Annotated in this window: 22 protein-coding genes and 1 pseudogene; 11 read left to right on the top strand and 12 right to left on the bottom strand. The window is 66.5% G+C overall.

Annotation, left to right across the window (positions count from 1 at the left end):
• Positions 1–86 precede the first annotated feature (86 nt).
• From Q8T13_07120 to Q8T13_07105, 4 genes are read left to right on the top strand one after another with little or no spacing between them, the layout of a single operon-like run.
• On the top strand, positions 87–443 hold the full coding sequence (locus tag Q8T13_07120) for a response regulator transcription factor (protein ID MDP3717517.1): 357 nt from the start codon (positions 87–89) through the stop codon (positions 441–443).
• Positions 440–1,549 carry an ATP-binding protein gene (locus tag Q8T13_07115; GenBank protein ID MDP3717516.1) on the top strand — a complete coding sequence of 370 codons (1,110 nt, stop codon included), beginning with the start codon at positions 440–442 and terminating at the stop codon, positions 1,547–1,549. Before Q8T13_07120 ends, Q8T13_07115 begins: the two co-directional genes overlap by 4 nt.
• Positions 1,546–1,995 carry a response regulator gene (locus Q8T13_07110; protein ID MDP3717515.1) on the top strand — a complete coding sequence of 150 codons (450 nt, stop codon included), beginning with the start codon at positions 1,546–1,548 and terminating at the stop codon, positions 1,993–1,995. The genes Q8T13_07115 and Q8T13_07110 overlap by 4 nt, the downstream gene beginning before the upstream one ends.
• Complete coding sequence (locus Q8T13_07105) at positions 1,992–4,316, top strand: PAS domain S-box protein (GenBank protein MDP3717514.1); 2,325 nt, start codon at positions 1,992–1,994, stop codon at positions 4,314–4,316. The genes Q8T13_07110 and Q8T13_07105 overlap by 4 nt, the downstream gene beginning before the upstream one ends.
• Here Q8T13_07105 and Q8T13_07100 read toward each other — a convergent pair.
• Together Q8T13_07100 and Q8T13_07095 are read right to left on the bottom strand one after the other, a co-directional pair.
• Complete coding sequence (locus Q8T13_07100; GenBank protein ID MDP3717513.1) at positions 4,303–4,953, bottom strand: dienelactone hydrolase family protein; 651 nt, start codon at positions 4,951–4,953, stop codon at positions 4,303–4,305. The genes Q8T13_07105 and Q8T13_07100 overlap by 14 nt on opposite strands.
• Complete coding sequence (locus Q8T13_07095; GenBank protein ID MDP3717512.1) at positions 4,950–5,900, bottom strand: ring-cleaving dioxygenase; 951 nt, start codon at positions 5,898–5,900, stop codon at positions 4,950–4,952. The genes Q8T13_07100 and Q8T13_07095 overlap by 4 nt, the downstream gene beginning before the upstream one ends.
• A gap of 66 nt (positions 5,901–5,966) precedes the next feature.
• On the opposite strand from Q8T13_07095, the gene Q8T13_07090 reads away from it, so the two are divergent.
• Complete coding sequence (locus tag Q8T13_07090) at positions 5,967–6,341, top strand: PilZ domain-containing protein (protein MDP3717511.1); 375 nt, start codon at positions 5,967–5,969, stop codon at positions 6,339–6,341.
• Between the two features lie 27 nt (positions 6,342–6,368).
• Here Q8T13_07090 and Q8T13_07085 read toward each other — a convergent pair whose 3' ends face one another.
• Positions 6,369–7,865: an amidohydrolase family protein gene (locus tag Q8T13_07085; GenBank protein ID MDP3717510.1), complete on the bottom strand. Its 1,497-nt coding sequence runs from the start codon at positions 7,863–7,865 to the stop codon at positions 6,369–6,371.
• Between the two features lie 163 nt (positions 7,866–8,028).
• On the opposite strand from Q8T13_07085, the gene Q8T13_07080 reads away from it, so the two are divergent.
• The gene (locus Q8T13_07080) at positions 8,029–8,943 is read left to right on the top strand and encodes a hypothetical protein (GenBank protein ID MDP3717509.1); all 915 of its coding nucleotides are present in this window, start codon (positions 8,029–8,031) and stop codon (positions 8,941–8,943) included.
• A 100-nt stretch (positions 8,944–9,043) separates the two neighbouring features.
• Positions 9,044–9,436 (top strand): nuclear transport factor 2 family protein, encoded by a 393-nt coding sequence (locus tag Q8T13_07075; GenBank protein MDP3717508.1) that lies wholly within the window; start codon positions 9,044–9,046, stop codon positions 9,434–9,436.
• Positions 9,437–9,462: 26 nt separating this feature from the next.
• On the opposite strand, the gene Q8T13_07070 is transcribed toward Q8T13_07075, so the two are convergent.
• From Q8T13_07070 to Q8T13_07050, 5 genes are read right to left on the bottom strand one after another with little or no spacing between them, the layout of a single operon-like run.
• The gene (locus Q8T13_07070; GenBank protein MDP3717507.1) at positions 9,463–9,798 is read right to left on the bottom strand and encodes a DUF3817 domain-containing protein; all 336 of its coding nucleotides are present in this window, start codon (positions 9,796–9,798) and stop codon (positions 9,463–9,465) included.
• Positions 9,799–9,817: 19 nt separating this feature from the next.
• Positions 9,818–12,913, bottom strand: a complete 3,096-nt coding sequence (locus Q8T13_07065) for an efflux RND transporter permease subunit (GenBank protein ID MDP3717506.1) — start codon at positions 12,911–12,913, stop codon at positions 9,818–9,820.
• Between the two features lie 24 nt (positions 12,914–12,937).
• Positions 12,938–14,467, bottom strand: coding sequence for an efflux RND transporter periplasmic adaptor subunit (locus Q8T13_07060; GenBank protein ID MDP3717505.1), 1,530 nt, complete (start codon positions 14,465–14,467; stop codon positions 12,938–12,940).
• Between the two features lie 2 nt (positions 14,468–14,469).
• The gene (locus tag Q8T13_07055) at positions 14,470–15,717 is read right to left on the bottom strand and encodes a TolC family protein (protein ID MDP3717504.1); all 1,248 of its coding nucleotides are present in this window, start codon (positions 15,715–15,717) and stop codon (positions 14,470–14,472) included.
• A 55-nt stretch (positions 15,718–15,772) separates the two neighbouring features.
• Positions 15,773–16,219, bottom strand: coding sequence for a hypothetical protein (locus Q8T13_07050; protein ID MDP3717503.1), 447 nt, complete (start codon positions 16,217–16,219; stop codon positions 15,773–15,775).
• A gap of 121 nt (positions 16,220–16,340) precedes the next feature.
• Here Q8T13_07050 and Q8T13_07045 point away from each other — a divergent pair, with 121 nt between their 5' ends.
• Complete coding sequence (locus Q8T13_07045) at positions 16,341–16,703, top strand: hypothetical protein (protein ID MDP3717502.1); 363 nt, start codon at positions 16,341–16,343, stop codon at positions 16,701–16,703.
• A 12-nt stretch (positions 16,704–16,715) separates the two neighbouring features.
• On the opposite strand, the gene Q8T13_07040 is transcribed toward Q8T13_07045, so the two are convergent.
• Both Q8T13_07040 and Q8T13_07035 read right to left on the bottom strand, forming a co-directional pair.
• The gene (locus tag Q8T13_07040) at positions 16,716–17,246 is read right to left on the bottom strand and encodes a TrkA C-terminal domain-containing protein (protein ID MDP3717501.1); all 531 of its coding nucleotides are present in this window, start codon (positions 17,244–17,246) and stop codon (positions 16,716–16,718) included.
• 18 nt (positions 17,247–17,264) lie between these two features.
• Positions 17,265–18,887 (bottom strand): annotated as a pseudogene (locus tag Q8T13_07035) (cation:proton antiporter).
• 156 nt (positions 18,888–19,043) lie between these two features.
• On the opposite strand from Q8T13_07035, the gene Q8T13_07030 reads away from it, so the two are divergent.
• A complete protein-coding gene (locus tag Q8T13_07030) occupies positions 19,044–19,811 on the top strand; it encodes a Crp/Fnr family transcriptional regulator (GenBank protein ID MDP3717500.1) in 768 nt (255 codons plus the stop codon).
• Between the two features lie 78 nt (positions 19,812–19,889).
• Complete coding sequence (locus tag Q8T13_07025) at positions 19,890–20,360, top strand: thioredoxin family protein (protein MDP3717499.1); 471 nt, start codon at positions 19,890–19,892, stop codon at positions 20,358–20,360.
• Positions 20,361–20,445: 85 nt separating this feature from the next.
• Here the strand turns inward: Q8T13_07025 and Q8T13_07020 are convergent, their stop codons facing one another.
• Positions 20,446–21,438, bottom strand: a complete 993-nt coding sequence (locus Q8T13_07020) for a hypothetical protein (GenBank protein MDP3717498.1) — start codon at positions 21,436–21,438, stop codon at positions 20,446–20,448.
• Between the two features lie 244 nt (positions 21,439–21,682).
• Positions 21,683–21,952 (bottom strand): DUF4242 domain-containing protein, encoded by a 270-nt coding sequence (locus Q8T13_07015; GenBank protein ID MDP3717497.1) that lies wholly within the window; start codon positions 21,950–21,952, stop codon positions 21,683–21,685.
• A gap of 128 nt (positions 21,953–22,080) precedes the next feature.
• On the opposite strand from Q8T13_07015, the gene Q8T13_07010 reads away from it, so the two are divergent.
• Entirely contained in the window at positions 22,081–24,141 is a 2,061-nt protein-coding gene (locus Q8T13_07010) for a winged helix-turn-helix domain-containing protein (protein ID MDP3717496.1), read from the top strand.
• Positions 24,142–24,270: the final 129 nt, after the last annotated feature.

Raw genomic sequence — 24,270 nt, 5'->3', positions numbered from 1 at the left:
CTACACGGCAAACCTCCTCCCGCCGACTGCGCCAGCCCAACCGCGCGCCCTATAGTCCTCATGCGACCGAAGGGTTCGTTATCACCGTGAGAATAATCGTCGTCGACGACTCAGAGACATTCAGGCGCAGCGTCAAGCGCCACCTGGCCGAGGATCCGGCAGTGGAGATCGTGGGAGAAGCCGCGGACGGTGATGCCGCGTTGCTCGAGATCGACCGGCTTCGGCCAGATGTCGTGCTCCTCGACTTGTATATGCCAACGATCGACGGATTCAGCGTGCTGCGTCACGTGAAGAAACACTTCGCCTCGATCAGGGTGATCGTACTGACGAGCGATGCGTCGGCCGACGTTCGCCAACGCTGCATGACCCTGCAGGCTGACGCGGTGATCGACAAGGGCGATACGGGTCTGCTGGTTTTGCCGACGCTGTGGGAGTTCCAATGACTGCTCCAGACCTTGCCGCAGCGGAATACGCCACCAGCATCGTCGACACGGTTCGCGCGCCGTTGGTGCTGCTGAGCGAGGACCTGCGCGTGGTCACGGCCAACGCGTCCTTCTTCGCCGGCTTCGGCGGCAGCCTCGAGAGCGTGCAAGGGCGCCGACTCACGGAGACTGGCGATGGGAAATGGGACGTGCCGGCGCTCAGGTCCTGCCTGGAAGAGGTCCTGCCCGAGCGCCTGGAGGTCCGGGATTTCGAAGTGGTACAACCGGGCCCTGCCGGGCGGTCACGCACCCTGCTGCTGAATGCCCGCCAGCTTCAGCACGCCGGCGGCGCCGTCCAGATGATCCTGGTGGCAATCGAGGACGTGACCGAACGCCACCGCCTGGCCCGTGAGTTGGCCGAGGCCATGCGTGAACTCGGGGCGCGCAACCGCGAGTTGCAGGACTTTGCCTCGGTCGCTTCGCACGACCTGCAAGAGCCCTTGCGCAAGATCCAGGCGTTTTCTGGGCGGCTGACCAATGCCTGCGGCGAGGCCCTGCCGGCCGAAGCGCGCGATTACCTGGCGCGCATCCAAAGCGCGGCCGGCCGCATGAGCGTGCTGATCAACGACCTGCTGAGCCTGACGCGGGTGTTGACCCGCGGCCAGACGTTCACGGGCGTGGACCTGCAGGAGGTCGCCAACGGCGTGCTGACCGACCTTGAAGAGACGATCGCTCGTGCCGGCGCCCGTGTCACGACCCGCGCCATGGCCGCGGTTGACGCCGATCCCACGCAGATGCGCCAGTTGCTGCAGAACATGATCGGCAACGCGATCAAGTTTCGGGGCCCCGGTCCCTGCGAGGTTGAGGTGTTCTGCGAGTCGGGGTCCGAAAGCTGCCGGCTCACGGTGGAGGACAACGGCATCGGGTTCGATCAGAAATACGCCGAGCGCATCTTCGATCCGTTCCGGCGGCTGCATCTCCGCGGCGAGTTCGAAGGCACCGGCATCGGGCTGGCGCTCTGCCGTCGCATCATGGAGCGTCACGGCGGCAGCATTCACGCCGAGAGCCGTCCCGAGGGCGGCGCCCGGTTCATCGCCACCTTTCCCAATTCGCGAGTACAACTATGACCACCGGCTCAACGCTCCCGATCGTCGTGATGCTGGCCGACGATGACCCCGACGATTGCCTGCTGGCCCGCGATGCGCTGGCGGCCGGGCGGAACCAGGTTCAGCTGCGCGTTACCCGGGACGGCGAGGACCTGATGGACTACCTGCACCGGCGAGGCGCCTACCAGGACCCGGCAACGGCGCCGCGGCCCCAGCTGATCCTGCTCGACCTGTCGATGCCGAGAAAAAGCGGCCTCGAAGCGCTGGCCGAGATCAAGGCGACCCCGGCGCTCCGGCAGATTCCGGTCATCATCATGACCACGTCAAGCCAGGACGAAGAGATCTGCCGGAGCTACGACCTCGGCGCCAGCTCGTTCGTCACCAAACCCGTTCGCTTCGAAACCCTCGTCGATGTCATGAACAACATCGACCGCTATTGGTTCCAGACGGTTGAGTTACCTGAATGACTTTGTCTTCCATTCTTCTTGTTGACGACGACCAGGACGATTACGAGCTGACCCGCACGCTGATCCGCCAGTTCGACGGGGGCGAGATCGCCGTTGACTGGGAGCCGGACTTCCACCGCGGACTGTCGTCGCTGCTCGAGCGCCGGCACGACGTGGCGTTGATTGATTACCGGCTGGGCGCCGACAACGGCGTCGAGCTCCTGAGGTCCGCTCGCGCGCGCGGCTGCGGGACGCCGTCAATCATTTTGACCGGCTCGAAAGAGCGCGAGATTGATGCCGAGGCCTTGAGCGCCGGCGCCGACGACTACCTCGTCAAGGGCGAGGTCACCGCCGAGGCGCTCGAGCGCTCACTGCGCTATGCCGTGGAGCGCCGCGCCGCCCTCGAGGCTGGCCGTCAGCGCGAAGAACGGCTGAAGCAGATCGAGGCGGCGCTGAGCAAGAGCGAGGCCGACTATCGGGCGTCGTTCGAGAATGCCCCGATTGGCGTGGCCCACACCGGCCTCGACGGCCGCTGGTTACGCGTGAACCAACGCCTCAGGCACCTGCTGGGTTACCCTGAGGATCAACTCCACGGGCTCACCTTTGCGGCGATCACGCACCCCGACGACGTCGGGCAGAGCATCGAGGCGCGCAATCAGCTGCTGGCGGGGGCGATCCCGCAGTACGTCCGCGAGAAGCGTTATCGGCGCGCCACTGGAGACTACGTCTGGGTCAACCTGACCGTCTCGCTGCGTCGCGACGACCACGGCGAGCCGAAGCACTTCATCGCGATCGTCGAGGATATCAGCGAGCGCAAGCTCGCGCAGCAGGAACTCGGCCACATCTTCGACCTCTCGCCCGACATGATTTGCACCTCGACCTTCGACGGTTATTTCACCCGCACTAATCCGGCCTTTACCAAGACGCTCGGGTACTCCCCCGAGGAGCTGAAGGCGGAGAAGTTCATCAACTTCGTACATGAAGACGACCGGGCGGCGACCCTCAAAGAGTTGGGCCGTGTTGCTGAAGGCGTCACCACCTTCGGGTTCACTAATCGCTACCGGACCGCCGACGGCAGCTATCGCTGGATTGAATGGCACTCCAAGACCGACACTGACGCGCGATTGATCTATTCGATCGCGCGCGACCAGACCGACAAGCGCCTGCTCGAGAACCAGTTCCGCCAGTCGCAGAAAATGGAGGCGGTCGGTCGTCTCGCCGGTGGCGTCGCGCACGACTTCAACAACCTGTTGACGGCCATTCTCGGCTTCGCCGAGATGACCATGGAGCAGTTACCCGAGGGCGACCCGCGGCGCAAAGACATCGGGCACATCCTCCACGCCGGCCACAGTGCGACCGCGCTGACGCGCCAGTTGCTGGCGTTCAGCCGCAAGCAGATCCTGGCCCCCCAGGTGCTTGATCTCAATGCCCTGGTGGGCGACATGCAGCCGATGCTGCGTCGGCTGATCGGCGAAAGCGTCGAGATCGTGCCTGTTCTCGACGATGCGCTGCTCCGCATCAACGCCGATCGGGGCCAGCTGGAGCAGGTGATCCTGAACCTGGTGGTCAATGCGAGGGACGCCATGCCGGGCGGCGGCACGTTGCGCCTCGCCACCGACATGGTGCACATCGACGACACGTTCGTGGCGGAGAACCCCGGGTCAGCGCCTGGCCATTACGTCAGGCTGACGATTGCGGATACCGGCACCGGCATGTCCCCTGAAGTGCTGGCGCACCTGTTCGAGCCCTTCTTCACGACCAAGGAGCAGGGCAAGGGCACCGGACTCGGGCTGGCAACGGTCTACGGCATCGTGAAGCAGAGCGGTGGTTACATCTCGGTCAGTTCTCGTGAGGGCGAGGGCACCGCCGTCACCATTCACCTGCCCAGCGTGCAAAGCGCTGCCGTGCCGGTCGCGGCCAAGAAGGGCGGCGATAGCGCCACGCTGATCGGCACCGAAACCATCCTCGTCGTCGAAGACCAGCGCGAGGTGCGCGAGGTCATCCGCTTTGTGCTGAAGCGCCAGGGCTATACGGTGCTCGAGGCCGGCGACGGCGTCACGGCGCTGTCGTTGCTCCAGGAACACCGCGGCGTTGTGGACCTGATGCTTACCGACGTCGTGATGCCGATCATGAGCGGCCGCGAACTGGTGGCCCGGGCCCACGCGCAGAATCTGTCGGTGCCGGTGCTCTATATGTCGGGCTACACGGACGATGAAATCATGAAGCACGGCGTACTGGTGCACGACATCGACTTCCTGGCCAAGCCGTTCCAGCGGACGCAGTTGCTGCTGCGCGTGCGCGAAGTGCTTGATCGGCCGGTCTGTCGTCTCAAGCAGGGGTGAACGACGGGGCGGTGAGCAACCGCCTCACGGCATCGATCTCGGCCTCGTTGATGGTGTGACCCATGCCGGGATAGATGCGCTCATCGACGGCCGCGCCCATGCGCCGGAACACCTCCGATGATTCGCGCACCCGCTCGACGGGGATGTGCGGATCGATATCACTGCAACCGAGGAACACCGGGGTGCCGTCGAACGACCCGGCGTAGTCGCGCGTCGTGCCCGGCGGCCCGATCACCCCGCCGCTGAAGGCGGCGATTGCCGCGTAGCGCCTGGCATGTCGTGCCGCGAACTCGAGGGTCAGGCAGGCGCCCTGCGAAAAGCCCATCAACGCCACGCGCTCGGCCGGCAGGCCGTGCTGTGCGAAGTGCTGCACGAGTCCTTCGATCACCGACAGGGCTGAGCCAAGACCCGGCTCGTTGCGCTCCATGTTCGTGAGAAATGAATACGGATACCAGGCGTGGCCCGCGGCCTCGGGTGCGAGGTAGGCCACGTCGGGTAGCGCGAACTGGTGGGCGAGGCCCAGGATGTCCTCGGCCGAGGCGCCGCGGCCGTGAATGAGAATGGCGCCGAGCCGCGCCTGCGCGGGCGGTGGGCCAAGGGTCAGGACCGGCTGGTGGGCGTGCGGATGGCTGCTCAATCAAGGCCCTTCAGGTTGGCGACAATCTGTCGCCGCTGTGGTTCGAGGAACGGGGGCAGCACGACTTTCTCGCCGAGCGTGGCGTGGTCTTCGTCCACGCCGAAGCCGGGGCCGTCGGTGGCAATCTCGAACAGCACGCCGTTCGGCTCGCGCACATACAAGCTGCGGAACCAGAAGCGGTCGACCTTGCCACTGTTGGGGATGCGAAACTCGTTCAGCCGCTCGGCCCACGCGTCGTAATTGGCGTCGATGGTTCGGAACGCGACGTGGTGCACACCGCCGGCGCCCTGCTGCGCGGCTGGCAGGTCGGGCTGCACCGCGACGTGCAGTTCCGCATGCGGTCCGCCCGCGCCCATTTCGAACACGTGCACGGGCGATCCCGGAGTATCGGGATGCGGATAGTCGCGCACGGGCCGCATGTTCATCACCCTGGTCAACAGGCCGTCGGTCGGATACAGCGTCGGCACGCTCATCACGATCGGCCCGAGCCCGCGAATCTGCCGATCGGCCGGTACGGGGCTGCGGTCCCACACCACCGGCGGATCCCCCGCCCCGCCGTCATCCACCAGGGCCAGCCGCTGGCCTTCCGGATCCTCGAAGGCCAGGGTGAGCCGCCCGTCGCGCTCGGCGATGGGCCGCTGCTTCACGCCGAGCTCGGTGAACCGTCCGGCCCACCACGTGAGCGTGTCGGCGCCGTTCACCCGCAGGCAAGTGAGGGTGATGCTGCGCGCGCCCCGCCGCTCGGGGGGCGCCGGCCAGTCGAAGAAGGTGATGTCGGTGCCCGGACTGCCCTGCCCGTCGGCATAGAACAGGTGATACGCGCTGACGTCGTCCTGGTTGACCGACCGCTTGACCAGGCGCATGCCCAGAGTCTGGGTATAAAAGCGCCGGTTTTCGCGGATGGCGGCGGAAATCGCGGTGAGGTGGTGAATGCCTGAGAGGTCCATGAGACAGCCCCAACATTGTCGCATGAGAGGTTTTGGCGGGCTGGCTGTCTACCGTACAGAACGCCCATGAATATCTCGGCACAGGCATTGGGAGGCAATTCCGCGCAGCGGCGCAGCGTCCGCGTCGTGACGCCTCCGCTGTGGGTTCACATTGCCGACAGCCACGGCCGGCTGCTCAACGTGAGTGCCACGGGTGCGCTCGTGCAGATCCAGCGCGATCTGAGCGCCCCGCAGGTGTGGCCGCTCGTCATCGACGACGACACCGGGCCCGTGGAACTGCATGTCAGGGTCGTGCGGTCACGACCCGTGTCGATTCAGTTGCCGCATGCCGCCTGGCGGCGGCAGGAGTTCGGGGTGGCCGTCGCGTTCACGGTTCTGCACGACCGTGGCCGGGCACTGATCGAGAAGCTCTGCCGCTCCAAGTTCAGCCAGTTCGAATAGCCCGTCCATCAGCCTGAAGGCGGTCTGTCAGCGCGGGCGACCCGGAATGGGAATCGGGCCGGCGGCCTTCACCTGGCTCCAGATTCGACGTCCGACCTTGTCGGCCTCGGCGATCAGGCTGTCTTCATCCACGGTCAGGATCTTGCGGCTGCGCATCACGAATCGCCCGTCAACCATGACCGACTCGATGTCGGCCGGCTGGCCGTTGTGGATCCACGTGGAGACGATGCGGCCCGAGGGGACGAGGTGGGCGCGCAAGGTATCGACCACGAGGAGATCGGCCTTCTTGCCGACCTCGAGCGAGCCGATCGTCCGAGGCTGATTCACCGCTCGCGCGCCACCGAGGGTGGCGTCCTCGAGCATGTCTTCGGGCTGCGGCCTGGTGCCAGGGAAGGGATCGCGACGCTGGATGCGTTCGGTCAGCAGGGCAATGCGCATGACCTCGAACAGGTCGTTGGTGTTGTTGTCGGTGCCGTTGGCAATGGTGCAGCCCGCCGCCCGCAGCAGGTGGATGGGCGGGATGACGCCGCGGTTGGCGGCCATGCCCGCCTGGTGCGAGATCACGGTGCCCGACTTTGCGAGCAGCGCGATGTCCGCGTCATCCACGTACCGGCAGTGCGCGGCAAACAGCCGCGGTCCAAGGAAGCCGTGCTGATTCAAATACGCCGGCGGGCGCATGCCGTGGTGCTTCAGCATGAAGTCCACTTCGGCGGTGCTTTGCGACAGGTGAATGGTGTAGCCGAGGTCGTGCTTGTCGGCGAACGCGCGTACCGCCCGCAGCAACTCGGGCGATGACGTTTCGGCGAGGGCGGCAGCGGGGAACACGCTGATGCGACCCTGATTGGCGCCGTGCCACTTGCCGAACAGGTCGTTGATGCGCTGCAGTCCCTCATCACGCAGCCTGGCTGAGAACCGGGGTGTCACGCTCGTGGCGAAGCCCTCGGGCGCCATTGGGCCGGCCACGTTCTCGCTGTCTCTCACGGCCTCGGCCAGCACCATGCGCAGGCCCGTCCCCGCGAGCGCCGCGGCATGCCGCGCGATGCCGCTCGACATCTCGACGAGCGTCGTCGTGCCGGTGCGGATCGCCTCGAGGGCGCCGATCGTCGCCATCAGCGTCGCCTCTTCGCCCTGCAGCAGGCTGCCGGGTTGGACGGCGAGGCGCGCGGAGTTGGGGAAACCGAAGTCTTCGTTGAAGCCGCGGCCGAGCGTCTGGGCCGCGTGCGCATGGCAGTTGATCAGGCCCGGAAAGAGCGCCTTGCCGCGGCCGTCGTAGACGTCGGCGCGCGGATGCGCCTTCAGCAGTTGGTCGGTCGGGCCGATCGCGGCAATGCGATCGCCCACCACCGCCAGCGCGACGTCGTCCTGGACCTGGTCCACGGTGACGACCGTGGTGTTGATGAAGACGACGGTGGAGTTCGCGGTGGGCTGGGCCTGGCTACTGTCCGGCTGGAGGAGGAGTGCGGCGGCACCAGCACCGGCCCCGGCTAGCAGTTCGCGTCGTGTCAGGTCGATGGGCGTTAGCATGGCGCACGGTATCAACGCGGCCAGCGCGAGGTCAATCCACAGAAAAACGCGGCCGGTGGTTCCAAAGTTCTAGCGGCACGGATGCGATCAATGTACTGATCGGTTTGTGAAGTTGTTTGCAGTCGCAAGAATGCTCCGGCCCGGCGTGTGGTTGGCGTGTATCGTGGCCCTGTCTGTACCGTCGCCGGCACGCGCTGACGCCACGCTGTTGTTGGGCGAGCCATACGGGCAGTTTGGGAAGATCACTCCGACCGGACATGCGGCGGTGTACCTGAGCCGAATCTGTGCGTCGACACCCACCGAGTTGCGGCGATGTCTTCCCGGCGAGACGGGGGTCGTCATCAGCCGATACCATCAGGTTGGCGGGTTCGACTGGCTGGCGGTGCCGTTGATCCCATATCTCTATGCGGTCGAAAGCGCCGATCAAGTGCCGTCGTTCGCCGACGCGAAGACCGTGGCCACTCTCCGCAACGAGTATCGCCGGTCGCGGCTGCTGGAAGTCGCGCCCGATAGCGCGAATGGCGCACCGCCACCGGGTAATTGGTTTCAGCTTATCGGAGCGGCCTACGACCGCAGGATTGTCGCTTTTACCGTGCCCACCACCATCGCCCAGGACGACGAGCTGATTCGCCACTTCAACGCCGCTGAGAACCGGGGGCGGTTCAATTTCTTTCTTCGTAACTGTGCTGACTTCGCGCGCGACCTCCTGAACCTGTACTACCCAAAGGCGCTGCGCGCCAGCTTCCTCGCGGACCTGGGCATGACGACCCCGAAGCAGGTTGCGAAGGCGCTGGTGGACTACACCTCGCGGCAGCCCGAGCTCCAGCTGTCAACGTTTGTCGTGCCGCAACTTCCTGGCAGCCGGCCCGAGAGCCGCAACCCGCGGGGAGTCACTGAAGGGTTGATTAAGACCAAGAAGTACGCGATTCCACTGTTCCTGACGCAACCGTGGGTTTCCGCGGGTTTTGCCGCCGGCTACCTCGTATCCGGACGCTTCGACATCAACCGCTATTCAACTGTCTCTTACGACCCCGTGGACCTCGAACGACTCGCGGTCCACGTCGCTGGTCTGGAATAAGACGATCGGTTGGGCGGCAGGTCACGCTTGGGCTGAACGGCAATGGACTACAATGCCGCCACTTTCAACCAGCCTGAACTCAATAGGGAGCCGAGGACCCATGTCACCAGTTGAGACGATTACCGCGGCCTACGCCGCATTCGGCCGAAACGATCCGTCCGTCCTGTTCGGGGCCATGGATCCGGCCATTAGTTGGAACGAGGCCGAAGGCAACCCGCTCGCCGACCGCAATCCGTACGTCGGTCCGCAGGCGATTGGCGAGGGCGTCTTTGGCCGCCTGCTGGCGGCGCTCGACAACTTCACCGCCGTGCCCACGACCATCATCGATGGCGGTGATCACGTCGTGGTGCTCGGACGTTATCGCGGCGCCAGCAAGGCGGACGGCGCGTTACTCGACGCCCAATATTGTCATGTGTATCGCTTCCGCGACGGCAAGGCGGTGACATTCCAGCAGTACACCGACACCGCGCAGTGGGCGCGCCTGACGATGTAGAAAAAGGGTCTGGAGAGGGCGGCGCCCTAGGACATCTGCCGATCGGCGTCGCCTTCGTCGCGTCTTAGCCTGGCCTCGAGCCAGAACGTCCCGAAGGGGACCAACGACAGCACACCGGCAATCCACCCAAGCCGGGTCCCGAGGTGGTGCCACGCGAGCGCGAGTGTCGCGACATAGGCAATGAAGAGCACCCCGTGGGCCATGCCGACCACCCTGACCGCCATGTCCATGCCGAGCCCGTACTTCAGCGGCATCGCCACGAAGAGCAGCAGCAGGTAGGAAATGCCTTCCCAGAAGGCCACGATGCGGAATCGGCCGACGGGTGTGTCAGGAGAAACGGGGACGCCAAGACTCACGTTCATGCGATCGTGCCACGCCGGCTCAAGGGTTGTCCATCGGACGGTGGTGCAACGCGTAATACGACGCGGGCACGACCAGCATGTTCAGGATGGTGGACGAAGCCAGCCCGAAAATGATGACGCTGGCCATTGGCGCCTGGATCTCGCTCCCCGGCTCGCCCGCGCCCATCGCCACGGGCACGAGCGCCAGGCCCGTCGACAACGCGGTCATCAGGATCGGCACCAGGCGATCGACCGAACCCCGCGTCACGGCGTCGCGCAGATTGGTGACACCCTCGTCGCGCCGCAGGTGCTCGATGTGCGACACCAGCATGATGCCGTTGCGCGCGGCAATGCCCAGGAGGGCGATCAGCCCGATGATCGACGCGACCGAGAGGACCCCGCCCGAGGCAAAGACACCCGCGATCCCGCCGATCAGCGCCAGCGGCAGGTTGACCATGATCAGGCCGGCCAGCGACGCCGATCGAAAGGCGGTCGCGAGCATGAAGAACATCGCGACCACGACGCCGACGCTGAGCCACAGCAGCAGCGACGACGCCTGTTCACTGCTCTCGAACTGCCCGCTGAACTCGATGCGGTAGCCCGGCGGCAACCTCACGCCTTCGGCGACCGCCCGGCGGGCATCCGCGACGACGCCGCCGAGGTCTCGACCAGCGACGTTGGCCGTCACGGTGATCTTGCGCTGCACGTTCTCGCGGCTGATGAAGTTCGGGCTCCGGTCGACAATGACCTCGGCCACCGCCTCAATGGGCACCCGGCCGCCAGTGGCCGTGAGTAGCGGCGTCTGGCGAATGGCGTCGAGATCCGGCGCGTCAGCCGCCGGGTAGCGGACCACCAACGGTACGGCGACCTGCTGATCCATGACCTGTCCCACTTCGCGCCCCACCAGGGCGGTCTCGAGCGCCTCGGCCGCCGCGCCCGACTGCAGGCCGAAGCGTCCGAGCGCAGCCCGGTCGAACTGCACTCGCACGGTGGGAATGTCGGTCTGTTGTTCCACGGCGAGGTCGACGAGGCCGGTGATGCCAGCCACGGCGGCCTGCACGCGGTCGCCGATGCTCCGCAACTCGTGGAGGTCATCGCCGAACACCTTGATCGCCACGTTCGCGCGCGTGCCGGAGAGCATGTGGTCAATGCGGTGAGAAATCGGCTGGCCAATCGTCACGTTGACACCCGGCACCAACGAGAGGCGCGTGCGAACGTGCTCGAGCACCTCGTCGCGGGTCCGCTCGCTGGCCCGCAGCTTCACGTCGATCTCGGCCGACTCGACCCCCTGCACGTGCTCGTCCCGCTCGGCCCGGCCGGTGCGCCGGGCCGTGCTGACGACTTCCGGCACGTCCCTGAGCAGCCGCTCGATTGATGTGCCCAACTGGTCAGATGCCTCCAGGCTCGTGCCCGGCAGCGTCACGGCGCTGATCACGAGCGCGCCCTCGTTGAACTCGGGCAGGAAGGCGCGGCCCATCCGGGGCAGAGCGACCGCCGTCAGCACCAGGAGTACGGCGGCGCCCGCGAACACGATGACGCGGTGATCGATCGTGGCGGGCAGGATGCGCGCGTATTGGCGCTTGAGCCACTGCGCGAACGCGGGCTCGGTCGCCTCGCGGACCGACCGCAAGCGCGGCAGCAGGTACGACGCCAGCACCGGCGTCACCGTGAGCGCGACGACCAGCGAGGCAAACAGCGCGATCAGGTACGCCAGGCCGAGTGGACGGAGCAGGCGCCCTTCGACATCGCCGAGAAAGAACAACGGCAGGAACACCAGCATCACGATCAGCGTGGCGAACACGATCGATCCGCGGATCTCGCTGCTGGCGGTGTAGACCACATCGAGGACGGGCCGGCGGTCGCCCTCGGCCCGCTGGGCGTTCTCGCGCAACCGCCGCAGAATGTTCTCCACGTCCACGATCGCATCGTCCACCAGGGCGCCAATGGCGATGGCCAGGCCGCCCAGGGTCATGCTGTTGATGGTCAGGCCGGCCAGCCGGAAGGCAATCACGGCGGCCAGCAGCGACAGGGGAATCGCGACCAGCGTGATGCCCGCCGCCCGCAGGTTGGCCAGGAACACGATCGTGACGAGCACGACCAGCACGGTGCCGTCGCGAAGCGCGGCGTTGAGGTTCGCGAGGGCCACCTCGATGAAGTCGGCCTGGCGCATGACGTCCCGCTCGATGCGCACGCCCTCCGGCAGCGTCGCCTGGATGCCGTCGAAGGCCTGCTCGAGGGTTCGCGTCAGCTGCAGCGTGTTCACGTCAGGCTGCCGCTGGATACCGAGGATGATGGCCGGCTCGCCGTTGAAGGAGCCTTCGCCGCGCCTGAGCGCCTCGCCCATGCGCACGGTCGCCAGGTCGCGAACGAAGATCGGCCGCGTGTCGCGAGTGGTCACTACTGTGCCCTCGATGTCGGCCAGGGAGCGGATCAGGCCAACGCCCTGAATCAGGTACTCCTGCCCGGCGGCGACCCGGAATCCGGCCGAGGTGTTGCGGCTGGCGCCACGCAACGCCTCTTCCACCTCGGTCAGTGACACGCCGGCGGCGGTCAGGCGATCGGGCGAAACGACCACCTGGAACTGCCGCTCGCCGCCGCCGGTCGCCACGACCTGGGAGACGCCCGGCACGGCGAGCAATCGCCGCCGCACCTGCGTTTCGGCAATGGTGCGCAGCGCCAGATCGTCGTGACGGTCCGAGCGCAGTGCGACAAACAGGATCTCGCCCATGATCGACGACACCGGCGCGAGGGTCGGAGGGTCGACGCCCGAGGGCAGGTCGGCCGCGACCGCCGTGACGCGTTCGCTGACGGTCTGGCGGGCCCGATAGATGTCCTCGCCCCACTCGAACTCTACCCAGATGACCGCGATCCCGACGGCGGTTGCCGACCGGACCCGGCGCACGCCGGCCGAGCCATTGAGCGCCGTTTCGATCGGAAAGGTCACCAGCGCTTCCATGTCGGTCGGCGCCATCCCCTGGCCTTCGACCAGGATCGTCACCGTGGGTGCGGTCAGGTCCGGCAGCACATCCACCGGCATGCGGACGGCAATCCAGCTCCCCACGCCGAGAAAGATCACGCTCAGGGCCAGCACCAGCGGCCGGTTGCCCAGCGACCACTGAATGATCCGGTCGATCACGACGCACGCTCCGGCGCGGTTCGATCAGTGCACATGGCCGTGCCCCGGTGTTTGCGGCGAGAGGGCCGCGAGCCGTACGAGGTGCGCCCCGCGCGTCACGATCCGCTCACCGGCGTCGAGGCCGACGACCTGCACGTAGCCGCCTTCACGGGCCGTGCCCAGGCGAATCGGCCGCCGCTCGAAGCTCTCGCCGCCCGCCTGCACAAACACGATCGGCTGGCCCGCATCGTCCACGACCGCGGCGGCAGGAATGGTTACGCCCCCGGCGGCGCCGGCGCCAATCAGCCGCAACGACACGGCCTGGCCAATGGCGACGGCCGCCGGCGGATTGTCGAGCGCGAAGATGATGGGCACCGATCGTGCCTGCCGATCGACGACCCGGCCGACCGACACACGGCGGCTGGCCCGAAGCGGGTCGAGGCCCGGCACCACGACTTCCGCCTCGACCGCGTCCTGCACCCGTGACAGGTGCTGTTCGGGCACGGCGCCCACCACGTGCACGCGGTCCAGTGAGACGATGCGGTAGAGGAGCTCACCGGACTCGACGGTGGCGCCGGCCGTCGCGAACGACTCGGCGATGATGCCCGCAATCGGCGCCCGCAACGCCACGCGCTCGCCCGCTTCGCCGGCACCCTGGCCACTGCGGCTGATCTCCAGGTGCCGGAGTTGTTCTTCGGCAATCTTCATCCGTGCCGACGCGGTGTCCCGGGCCACACGCGCTTCGTCGAGGCGGCGGGTCGGGACCGCGCCAGCCGTCACCAGCTTGTCAATGCGCGACAGGTTCTGCTCGGCCAGGCGCAGTTCGGCCTGGGCGCTCGATAGTTCAAGGCGCAGTACCGGGCCCTCGCCGACGCGATCGTTCCGGACCACCAGTTCCGCGAGCGTCTCGCCGCGGCCGACCCGGCTGCCGGCGGCACGGTTGCCGCCGCTGGCGATGCGTCCGGCCGCCGTGGCCCGCACGTCGGCGCTGCCGCCGGTGCGCGGCTCGATGGTGGCGGGGACGACGATCACTTCGCGGCGGGCGGTGTCGTCGATACGCATGGTCGCGAAGTCGAGCGTCCACTGCTGCTCCTTGAGGAACGCGGTGGCACCCTCTTCACTTTCCTCGATTGCGGCCAGTGCGGCCTCGGCAGTCGGGTGCACCGTGACCGCACCGACGCGGTGCTCATCGGCCAGTCCTGGTGCGTGGACCTCGACGGCCATCTGGTAGTGGCGCGCGGCGGGCACGGTCACATCGATCCCGAAAATACCTGGCGTCGACGGGCCATCGACCTCGAAGCGCGTGATGGTCTCACCCTCGAACCGGACCACGACGCGCCCCTCGCGGAGCGGCGAAAAGTCATCGAGATTGGTCAGGTGAATGGCGAACCGCGCTTGCGCGCCAGCCACCAGGGGTGGGTACTCCATGAAGAGTTCGCTACGCGGCGACCACACCGTCACGGCAATCGCCGCGGGCTCTTCAGGCGGTGGCACCGGCGGCGGCGTTGATCGGCAGCCGGCAAGCGCGCCGAGCGCCGCCGTGACACTCAGGGCGAGGACGACTCTGTAAGACATGACTACCTTTCTCTCCCGATGGCGCGGTCGAGCTCGACGGCCGCGCGGCGCGCGAGCGCGGAGGCCTCCAGCGAACGCAGGCGGGCGTCAATCGCCTGTCGCGTCGCATCGAGCAGTTCCAGGATGCCGAGCTCGCCTTCCTCGTAGGCGACGCGCGCGGTGGCCACCAGTGGCTCCGCGGTGTCGGCCACCGACCGGCGGTACGCCTCGGTCTGTGCCCGTCGCAACGCGACGGAGGTATGGGCCGTGCGGACGTCGGTCTCGATCTGAAGGCGCAATGCTTCGGCCTCGGCGCGAGCACGGTCCGCCTGGGCCTGAGCGTGGACGATGGCGCCATCCCCGCGGTTGAACAGCGGCACGCCGAGGTCGACCGAGAACTGGTAACCGTTGTGCAGCAACCCGTCCGTGCCGGAACGCTTGAGCCCGGCACTGAACGTCGGCACCGGGATGCGCAGGCGCTCGGCGGCGCGCCGTTCGGCGTCGAACTGCGTGGACGTCAACTGACGCGCGCGATGGTCAAGGCGTGCGGCCAGGGCCTGTTCGACCAAGGTCTCCGCCGGGGGGAGCGGCGTCTCAGCCTGTAGCTCACCCGCCGCGACCAGCCGATCGGGCTGTGCGCCGGCTGCCACGTAGGTAGCGAGCGCGCCCCGAGCGCGGACCCGCTCGATGCCTGCCGACGCAAGTTCGTGTTGGAGCTCTGCCAGGGCACGGGCACCGCGCATACGGTCGTAGGTCGAGCCTTCCCCGGCCTCTTCACGCGCGCGGAGCACGTCTCCGAGGCGCGCGAGTTCGGTCACCGCCTGCCGCAGCGCGGCCTCCTGCTCCTGCGCCAGGAGCAGGGCCGCGAAGGCGTGGCGGAGTTGCGACACGCGCTCGGCGACCGCGAATCGGACCTCGGCATCGGCGCTTTCTCCGGCGAGCTGGCCAGCGTCGCGCAGCAGTCCCAGCCGACCCGACACGGGAATTTCCTGGCGGCCGAGGTAGAAGGTGTCCGACGCATCGGCCACGCTTTCCCGGTTGAACGAGACGCTGGGGTTCGGCCACCGCGCGCGATCGATGAACGCGGCGCGGACTTCGTCGACACGGGTTCGCAGCGCGCGCACCACGGGGTCCTGCGCCAGCAGGCGTTCGATGGCCTGGTCTTCGGTCAGTATCGATACCGGATCGGCCGGACCCCGCACCTGGGCCGATGCCGAGACGGCGAAGCACGACAGGAGCGCTCCCGCACACAGGCGGATCGCAAGACGCATGGCGTCACCTCAAAACCAAAATTGCAGACAGAAACAGCAACGAGCCGAGGGCGGCTCAGGCGTACAGGCAGGCGAACGTCGGCGGGGCGCGAGGAGAGCGGGGAGCGATCAGCGGTGGTGCGTGAACCGGCGGCAGGGCGCCAACGGTCGAGGTCCAGCTTCGAACGGGCACGGCGAGCGTGCTCTTCGCCAGGATACTGCCGACGGGTAGCGGGGACGACCAGTGGGCGGTCGCCGGTGATGAGGCAACGGTGTCTCCGACGTAGACGATGTCTTCTGGTTGTGCCTCGTTGGCGGCGTCGTCCGGTGACGATGCTGCCGGTTCGTGCGTGTGACGGCCGGCCCCGTGCGCGTGCCACAGTGGTTGGGTTGGGTCTCCCGCGTGGTCGCGGTCCTGCGCGACGCGGTGGCCGTTGGCCGCATGGAGATGCGCCTGCGACGTGGTCGTGCCGCTGGCAACCATCGCCAGCACGAGCACACCGGTGCAGAGACGCGACCACATAGACAGGCATCGTCCGTCGTTCCATGAGGATCTGTCAAGGTCGGCTTGACACAAAACGCCCGGCGATAAACCATCACCGTGTGAGGCGGAGCGCGTTCGCGCACGGCTTGGAGAAGCAATCATGAAGCAGATCATCAGCGGTGTTCTCGCGATGGCCATGGTCGTCGCGTTCGCGCCGCTCGTCGTGGCACATGAAGTGACATACCGTGGCACGGTCGTGTCACAGGAGACCGGCCGCTACGCGCAGGCCAGCGGCGGCGTGCGCGAGGTGCGGGAGCTTCACGTCACGGTCGTTGACGCGAAGACGAAGAAGCCGTCGAACCGCGTGTTCGTCATCGTTGACGGGACCAAGATTCTGCGCGGCAAGGCGCCCGTCACGCTTGCTAATGCGGGCATCCAGAAGGGCGAGTCGGTCGCCGTCACCATCGACCACGACAAGCCTGGCGACGAGGCCATCAGGATCAGTCTCGAGCAGCGCCCGTAAGCGCCCGATTTTTCACTCGGCCGTAAGCGCTGGTGGTGCGCCGCCGGCTTGCAGGCGTTGCAGGCCGTCGCGCGTGCCGGCCAGGACCACGCGGTCGCTGGTTGACAACGCCCGATGCGGATCGGGCGCATCGAGCCCTTCATGCTCCTTGCCGACGGCGAGCACCGTGACCCCATACCGCGCGCGCAGGTCGAGGGCCGCGATCGTGTGTCCGATCCATGCCGGGAGCGAGCTTACCGGCACTTCCGCGACTGAGAAGTCATCGTGGTCTTCCTGCTGGTCCGGATAGTCGATTCGCGCAAGGTATTCAACGGCGTTATCGAGGGCGGCCGGCTGGCCGGACAGGATGACGCGGTCGCCGGGGAACAACTGGAAGTCGGGTCCGGGACTGAGGAAGCTGCGCCCGCCGCGGCTGACGGCCAGCACGGTCGCGCCGAATTCCTCGCGGAGCGGAACATCGGCGATGCGATGGCCGGCCCATTTCGAAATCGATCCCAGCCTGATTTCGCGGACGCCCGGCGCCGCGCTGGCAATCGCGCTCAAGCGGTCCGCTGCCGCCGTGACGGCGTCGGCGGCTTGTTCGGCGGCATCCGCGTACGGCCGCAGCAGGACATCGGCGCCCTCGACACGCAGCGTATCGCCCTCATCCGCGGTGCGACAGGCCACCGCCACCTTGCCACGGTAGTGCCGGTCCCGAAGATGATGCAGCAAGACCCGGCTCGTTTCGGGATCCGGCGCGGTGCTGATCACCCAGCTGACGCCTTCGAGCGGCAGGTGATCAAAGAGCTCAGGGTCACTCACATCGCCGTAGACCACCGGGATCCCCTCTGACCGCCAACGCGCGAGTGCCTGTGGGTCGAAATCGACGCCCGTGACCCGGCGGTTTCGCAGCAACAGGTGCCGCACGATGCCGCTACCGTATCGGCCGAGGCCGAGGACAATGACGTCCGCCCTTGGCGGAGAAGCCGTCTCTGCCGCCGTCTCGCGGTACGGCGCGCGTCGCTCGAAGACGCCGAGCCAGGGGGCCAGCCACTCATAGAGACGCGCGGAGTGAATAATCATGTACGTCGAGAGCCCGATCGTGATCAACCCGACGGTCGTGATCAGGCCCATGGTCTCCGGTTGCACATGACCGACGCTGACGCCGAGAGCGCCGAGGATGAGTGAGAACTCGCTGATCTGGGCCACCGTGAGCCCGGCCAGAAAACTGGTGCGCTTGCGGTAGCCCATTAGCCCCATGATCGCGAGCACGATCAGGGGATTGCCGATCAGGACAAACACCGAGAAGATCATTGCCTCGCCCAACGTGGCCCCGAGGAGCGACAAGTCAAGCCGGGCGCCCAGGTCGATGAAAAAGAACAGCAGGAGGAAGTCGCGCACCGTGACCAGCCGGCTTCCGATCGCCTCACGATACGGCGTTGACGCCAGTGAGGCGCCGGCCACGAATGCGCCGACCTCCTTGCTGAGCCCCAGGGCCTCGCCGACGGCAGCGAGCATGACGGCCCAGGCGATGCCTGACAGCACCAGCAGCTCAGGCAGGCGGGCCAGCAAGGTCGTGACCGCGGGAAGGACCCACACGGCCATTACCGCGATCACCGCCAGGAACCCGGTTCCCTTGGCCACGACCAGCGCGGCGTGGACGGCCAGGCTCTGATCCCCGGTCCCGGCGGTCCCGATCGCGGTGATCCCCATCATGGCGAGAATGACCGCGATGTCCTGGACGATGAGAAAGCCGACCGCGATGCGTCCGTGAAGCGCATCGATCTCCCGCTTGTCCGACAGGAGCTTGACGATGATGATCGTGCTCGAGAACGTCAGGGCGACGGCCACGTAGGTGGCGCTGAGCGGGTTCATTCCCAGGGCGACCGCGATCAGAAACCCGATGACCGACGTGAAGATGATCTGGCCGATACCAGTGGCCAGCGACACCGGGCCGAGCGTTCGGATGGTTTGAAAGTCGAGCTTGAGGCCGACCACAAACAACAGCAGCGAAATGCCGATGCTCGCGAGCAGCGCGATCTCCTCGTGCTGTGTCACCAGGCCCAGTCCTGCCGGCCCGACGAGAATGCCCACGGCGATGAACGACACGATCAGGGGCTGCCGGAGCCAGGTGCCGACGGCACCGACCAGCGCGGCGGCCAGCAGGATCAGGGCGATTTCGGCGAAGGCGTTTCCAGACAGCATGCAGTCCCTCTTGGTTCTTGGATTCTTCCACAGGGACAAGAGAAATCACCCGTTTGTCTCGCCTGGAAGCGCAGATCTCTAACCTTTTCCGGGTGCGATGAATGGCGCAACACTTGCTTTAAGGCCTCCAGATCACCTCCTGAAAGGCGGCCGCCAATGCAAGATCAGAAAGACCGAGACTCGGGGAATGTGCGCGGTCTCCTCGAGTTGACGGCCACGCCTTTCGCTGTCGCCGCTTACCGCCCCCGGGCGCCCATCTACCTCCAGGGTGACCCGTGCGACCACGTGATGTACATCGAGCAGGGACGGGTGTGGCTGGCGGTGACGGCGCGCCGTGGCAAGGAGGTGATCTGCGATCTCCTGGGGCCAGGCGCGTTCCTGGGCGAGGAGGCGCTCGTCGGCCGTGCCGAGCGGCGGCAGACCGCAATCGCCTTGACCGCCACCGAGGTACTCGTCGTTGCGAAGGGGCACATGATTCAATTGCTCCGGACGCAGCCAGATCTCCTGAATCGGCTCGTCGCACACCTCTTCGCGCGCAACGCCCGTCTCGAAGCCAACCTGACCGATCAGCTCTTGAGCTCCAGCGAGCAGCGGCTGGCGCACATGCTGCTCGTCCTGGCGAGCTGCGATGAGCGGCGCTCGCGCCGATGCACGCTACCTGACCTCCCGCAAGCCATCATCGCGGAAATGGTGGGGACCACTCGATCACGCGTGAACTTCTTCATGGGCCGGTTCAAGAAGCGCGGCTTCATTGAAGAGAAGAGCGGCGTCCTCCACGTCAACCCGGCGCGTCTGCGGTCTTCTCAGCCTTCCGGCCATGACCCCGCGCAGCGCCTCCGCGGAGGCGCGCGGATAGCCCAGCGTCAGGATGTAGCTGCCGCGCCGCCCCACCTCGTCCATGACGGGCGCCCTGCGCACTTTTGAAACCTTCTCTCGCAACCGTGACTCTTACTGATAACGGTCGCCAGTAGTGACACCACCCTCACCGGCCGCGCGCGGCGCGTGATCGCAAGTCTTCGCGGATGGAGCGCGCGGCACGAACGATTCCTGTGGGCCGGCCTCATCGTGGCCGTCGTGGTGATCCAGTGGCCGATGCTGAAGGGCCTCTACTACCGATCGGCGGCAGCGCCGCCGCCGCCGACGTCGATCCAGTGGCGGACCGACCTGCCGTCTGCGCTTCTCGAAGCACAGCGCACAGACAAGGCGGTGCTGGTGGACTTCACCGCCGATTGGTGCCCGCCCTGCATCGTCATGAAGCACGACGTCTGGCCGGATGACGCGGTGGAAGACGCCGTGACCCGGTCCTACATCCCGGTGCTTATCGATGTCGACACCGACACGACGGTGAGCGAGCGTTACGGTGTCCGGGGCATTCCAACGGTTCTCGTGCTCGACGCCACTGGGAACGTGGTCCGCCGTGGCGATTTTCTGAACGCGTCCGGCATGGTGAAGTTTCTGACGCGCGCCCGCTGACCATCGAGGTCGCGCTCGGTCACGTCCACGACGTGCGTTCTATGTCCGCCCCTTCCCTCTACCCCGCAATCCATCGCCGAGTTGCCTACTTCACCGTCAAGCGAAGCTCGGCAAGGTTGGCTCTGACGATCTCGCGCAGCTGTTGAAAGCTCTCCAGATGGCGAGCCCCGATTCCAGTGGCGTTGAGAAAAGTCTCGCTCCCGTGCCTGATCCTGATGAGGATGTGCTGTGGCGCCGACTTCGGTTGACTTCGGTCGTAGTAGTCGGGATTGACGGTGACGTAGACGCGGCTCTCCCTGTCGGCCAGGGTCGTGAAGACGTGGGCGTACCCATTCAGCGATTTCACCTCGACCTCCTTGACGATCGCGACCCCGTCGGGTGATTCGCTGAGCAGTCCCTGATAGTAGGCCAGCCGCTGCGCGCTGGTGCCGGACCTGGATTGCAGGATCTCGATCTGCTTCTGCAGGAACTCGCGCCTGGTGACGACCCGGAATGGCAGGACTCCCGCACGCGTGAGCCACCAGACGGTCGTGCCGTCACCGAAATTGAACTCCTGGATGCCCTGATCATTGGCCTGAGGCAGCTCGGTCTTGTCCTTGCGCTGGTAATACCCGCGGGGCAGGAAGCTGAAGCCGGTGTCGCGGGGAGCGTTAGCCTCGTCCACGAAGCTCGTGTTGACCTGAACCGACACGTTCCCGAGCGACACGTCCCGGGCGGCCGGCTTGCCGTTGAGGCACTCGATCTTGTGATGGCTCAGGACGAAGCTGTAGGTGTTGCCATACCGGGACTTGTTCGTCACGGCCTGCGGCAGGATGTCGTAGTTCGCGCTGTAAAGACCGATCGCGCCAACCGGCACGAAGGCGGACTTGAACATATCCAGGACGCGCACCATCAGCTTCCGTTCGGCGGCGAGCTCGACGGCGGTGACCTGGCTGGTGTTCTGATCCGGCTGCGGCTTCCAGACGTTGGTGAGCGAGTTGAACTGCGCACTGTCGCAGGGGGTGGTCTGGGCCGCGGCGGGCAATGCGATCCAGGCCAGCGACGCGAGTGACAGCAGCAGGCAACGGGTGATGGTCATGGTGTGGATGCAGGAACCGCGGTGGCGGCTCGCAGCGCGGCCAGAGCGTATCAGATTCGCGCCCACAGGTTTAGAATTCCCGCCATGACGTGCTGAAACGGGTCGTGGACAGTTCCGCCATCCATGCGTGCGACCCAGTAACCTGGGAAAATCAGAAGTCGCGGCTGTCTGCGTTCAGATTGCACCGGCGGGCAGCGCGGATGGGGACGGCCTTCCCATCGGCGTGCCGCCGGTGCCCGCATCGCTATGATGCGGGCGTGAGATCAAGCGCTTCGACGATCCGCGTGAACGGCAGCTTTGCCGCCTCGTTCACCTTCCGCACGTCGTCGGCGCTCTGCGCGTCGAACAGGCACATGCACCGTGACTCGCCAGGTACAAACGTGCTTCGGATGTACCGCACGGGCGTGCCATCGGCCGTGAAGCGCTGCGACGTCGTGATCGCAGCCTGCTGGGCGCCCCCGAGTGCGGTCATCGTGATCCCCGCGAGGTCCCGTTCCACCATGTAAACAGCCATGCTCCTGCTCCCTTCAAGTCGTGCGCGGCATCGCTTGACAGAAACGACCCGCCACGGAGTGTATGATCCCGGTTCGGCGGCCGTTCGTCCTCAACAGCAGGGTTAATAAAGCTCAAAAATCCTCAAATATGGGCAAGCCTTCTGAGTCGCTGTACCAATTCGGACCGTTCTGCCTCGATGGCCTGCGCCGCACGCTTTCCCGCAACGGCGAGCGAGTGCCGATGACGGCGCGCACCTTTGACGTGCTGCTTGCCCTCGTGGAGCGGCCCGGCCAAACGGTCGAAAAGGACGAACTCCTTCGGATTGTGTGGCCCGACGCCGTTGTCGAGGAGGCGAATCTCACGCAGCAGGTGTTTACGATTCGGCGGCTCCTCGGTACGGCTCCCGGTGACGCCGGGTACATCGTGACGGTGGCGCGACGTGGTTACCGGTTCGTGGCGCCGGTGGCGCGCGTCCCGGCTCGGCCATCAGACGCGTCGAATCGCGCGGCGCCGACGCCATTCTCGCCGGTCATCCGGCTGGCAATGCCGCTGCCGGCCGATGCGCCGCTCGGGCCCAGGGCCGAGCGCGTATTAGCCGCCTCCCCCGACGGCCGGACGATCGTCTATGTTGCCGCCGGTTCGGCGGGCCCCCGCCTGTATCAACGGAGCCTGGACGGCGTCGACGCGATCGCGGTTGCGGCGACGGAAGGCGCTGGCAATCCATTCTTCTCGCCGGATGGTGAGTGGATCGGGTTCACGAGTGGCAAACAGCTGCTGAAAGTTCCAACCCGCGGCGGACCGCCGCAGACCATCTGTGAGATTCAGGCAGGCGAGGTCCGCGGCGCGACGTGGCTTTCCACCGGCGCGATCGTCTTTGCCCCGGGGCCCGCGGCGGCACTGTGGCGAGTGTCGCCGGACGGGGGCAGCCCGCGCCCGTTCACGCAACTGCGATTCGAGGCTGGCGAGCGAACGCACCGGTGGCCGCACGCGCTGCCTGACGGAAGCGGTGTGCTGTTCACCCTCGGTCATGCCGACGCAGGCTCGTTCGACGAGGCGAGCCTCGCGGTGGCGGACCTTGCTGACCCAGCCCATCGCATCGTGCTCAACCACGCGACCGATGGCCGTTGTTGGGATTCGCGCACCGTGATGTATGGCCGTCAGGGGGCGTTGATGGCCGCGGCATTCGAGCCGTCCAGACGCGACGTGATCGGAGCGTCGGTCGTGGTTGTGGCCGGAGTTGAAACCTCGCCAACCGGCGCGGTTCACGCCGCGTGCTCGGAAACGGGAGTTCTCGTGCACGCCGCGGGTCGCGCACAAGTTCCGGCCGGCTCGCTCCTGACGCTGGCACGAGATGGAAGGGTGCTGCACGCGAGGCCTTGCGACGACGTCGTTGAGGAGCCCAGGATCGCTCATGATGGCCGCTCCGCAATTGTCGGTCGTCGTGGACGCGGATCGGATCTGTGGCTCTACGACCGTGTTCGCCAGGCGTTCAGACGGGTGACGTTCGACGGGAAATCATTTGCCGGGATTTGGGGTCCGGGTCGGGACTCGATCACGTGTAGCTCCAGCGCCGGGGGCGTCGCGGATCTCTATTGTCTGGAACCCGATCGCGGCCTCGATCCGCGGTCTCTCCTACGGACAGAATTTGACAAGGTGCCCGGTGCGTGGTCGCCCGACGGGTCAGCGCTCGTCTACACCGAGTACCACCCGAAGACCGGTGCCGATATCTGGGTCCTGATCGCCGCCACCGGAGCGACGCGACCGCTGGTGCACACGAGGTATAACGAGTTTGGGCCGACGTTTTCGCCCGACGGGCGGCATCTCGCGTATACCAGCGATGAATCCGGCCGGCCGGAGGTCTACGTCGTGTCGCTCCCTGATGCGTCGGACAAGTGCCAGATCTCCACGGACGGCGGGGCGGAGCCGATCTGGTCTCCTGACGGGCAGGAGTTGTTCTACCGTGTCGGTCACCGCATGATGCATGTCGACGTGCGCGGCGGGCCCCACCGGGCCGGTGTGCCCGCCACGCTGTTCGAGCATCGGCACGTGCCCGGCGCTCTGACCGGTCTCGCGAACTACGACGTGGCGGCCGACGCGGGCGCGTTCCTGATCGTGGTCGAGCAGGAGGCGCCGACGACGATGATGCTGCAGGTCACGATCAGCCCGCCAGGTTTGCCATGGGCGGGAGGAATCGCCCGTCCGGAGTGAGAGATCTCTCCACCGGAAGAGATTGGCTGGAAACTGAGTCCGACCTTTCATCATGAGCGGGTTGGCCTCCGCCGTTTGGCAGCGTTTCGATTCGAGGCTCCGCGCCTGACCACGGCCGCGGGCACGGCA

The organism is Acidobacteriota bacterium (assembly GCA_030697165.1).
In the GTDB taxonomy this organism is placed as follows: domain Bacteria; phylum Acidobacteriota; class Vicinamibacteria; order Vicinamibacterales; family UBA2999; genus 12-FULL-67-14b.
This window is presented reverse-complemented; position numbering and strand designations above follow the sequence as displayed.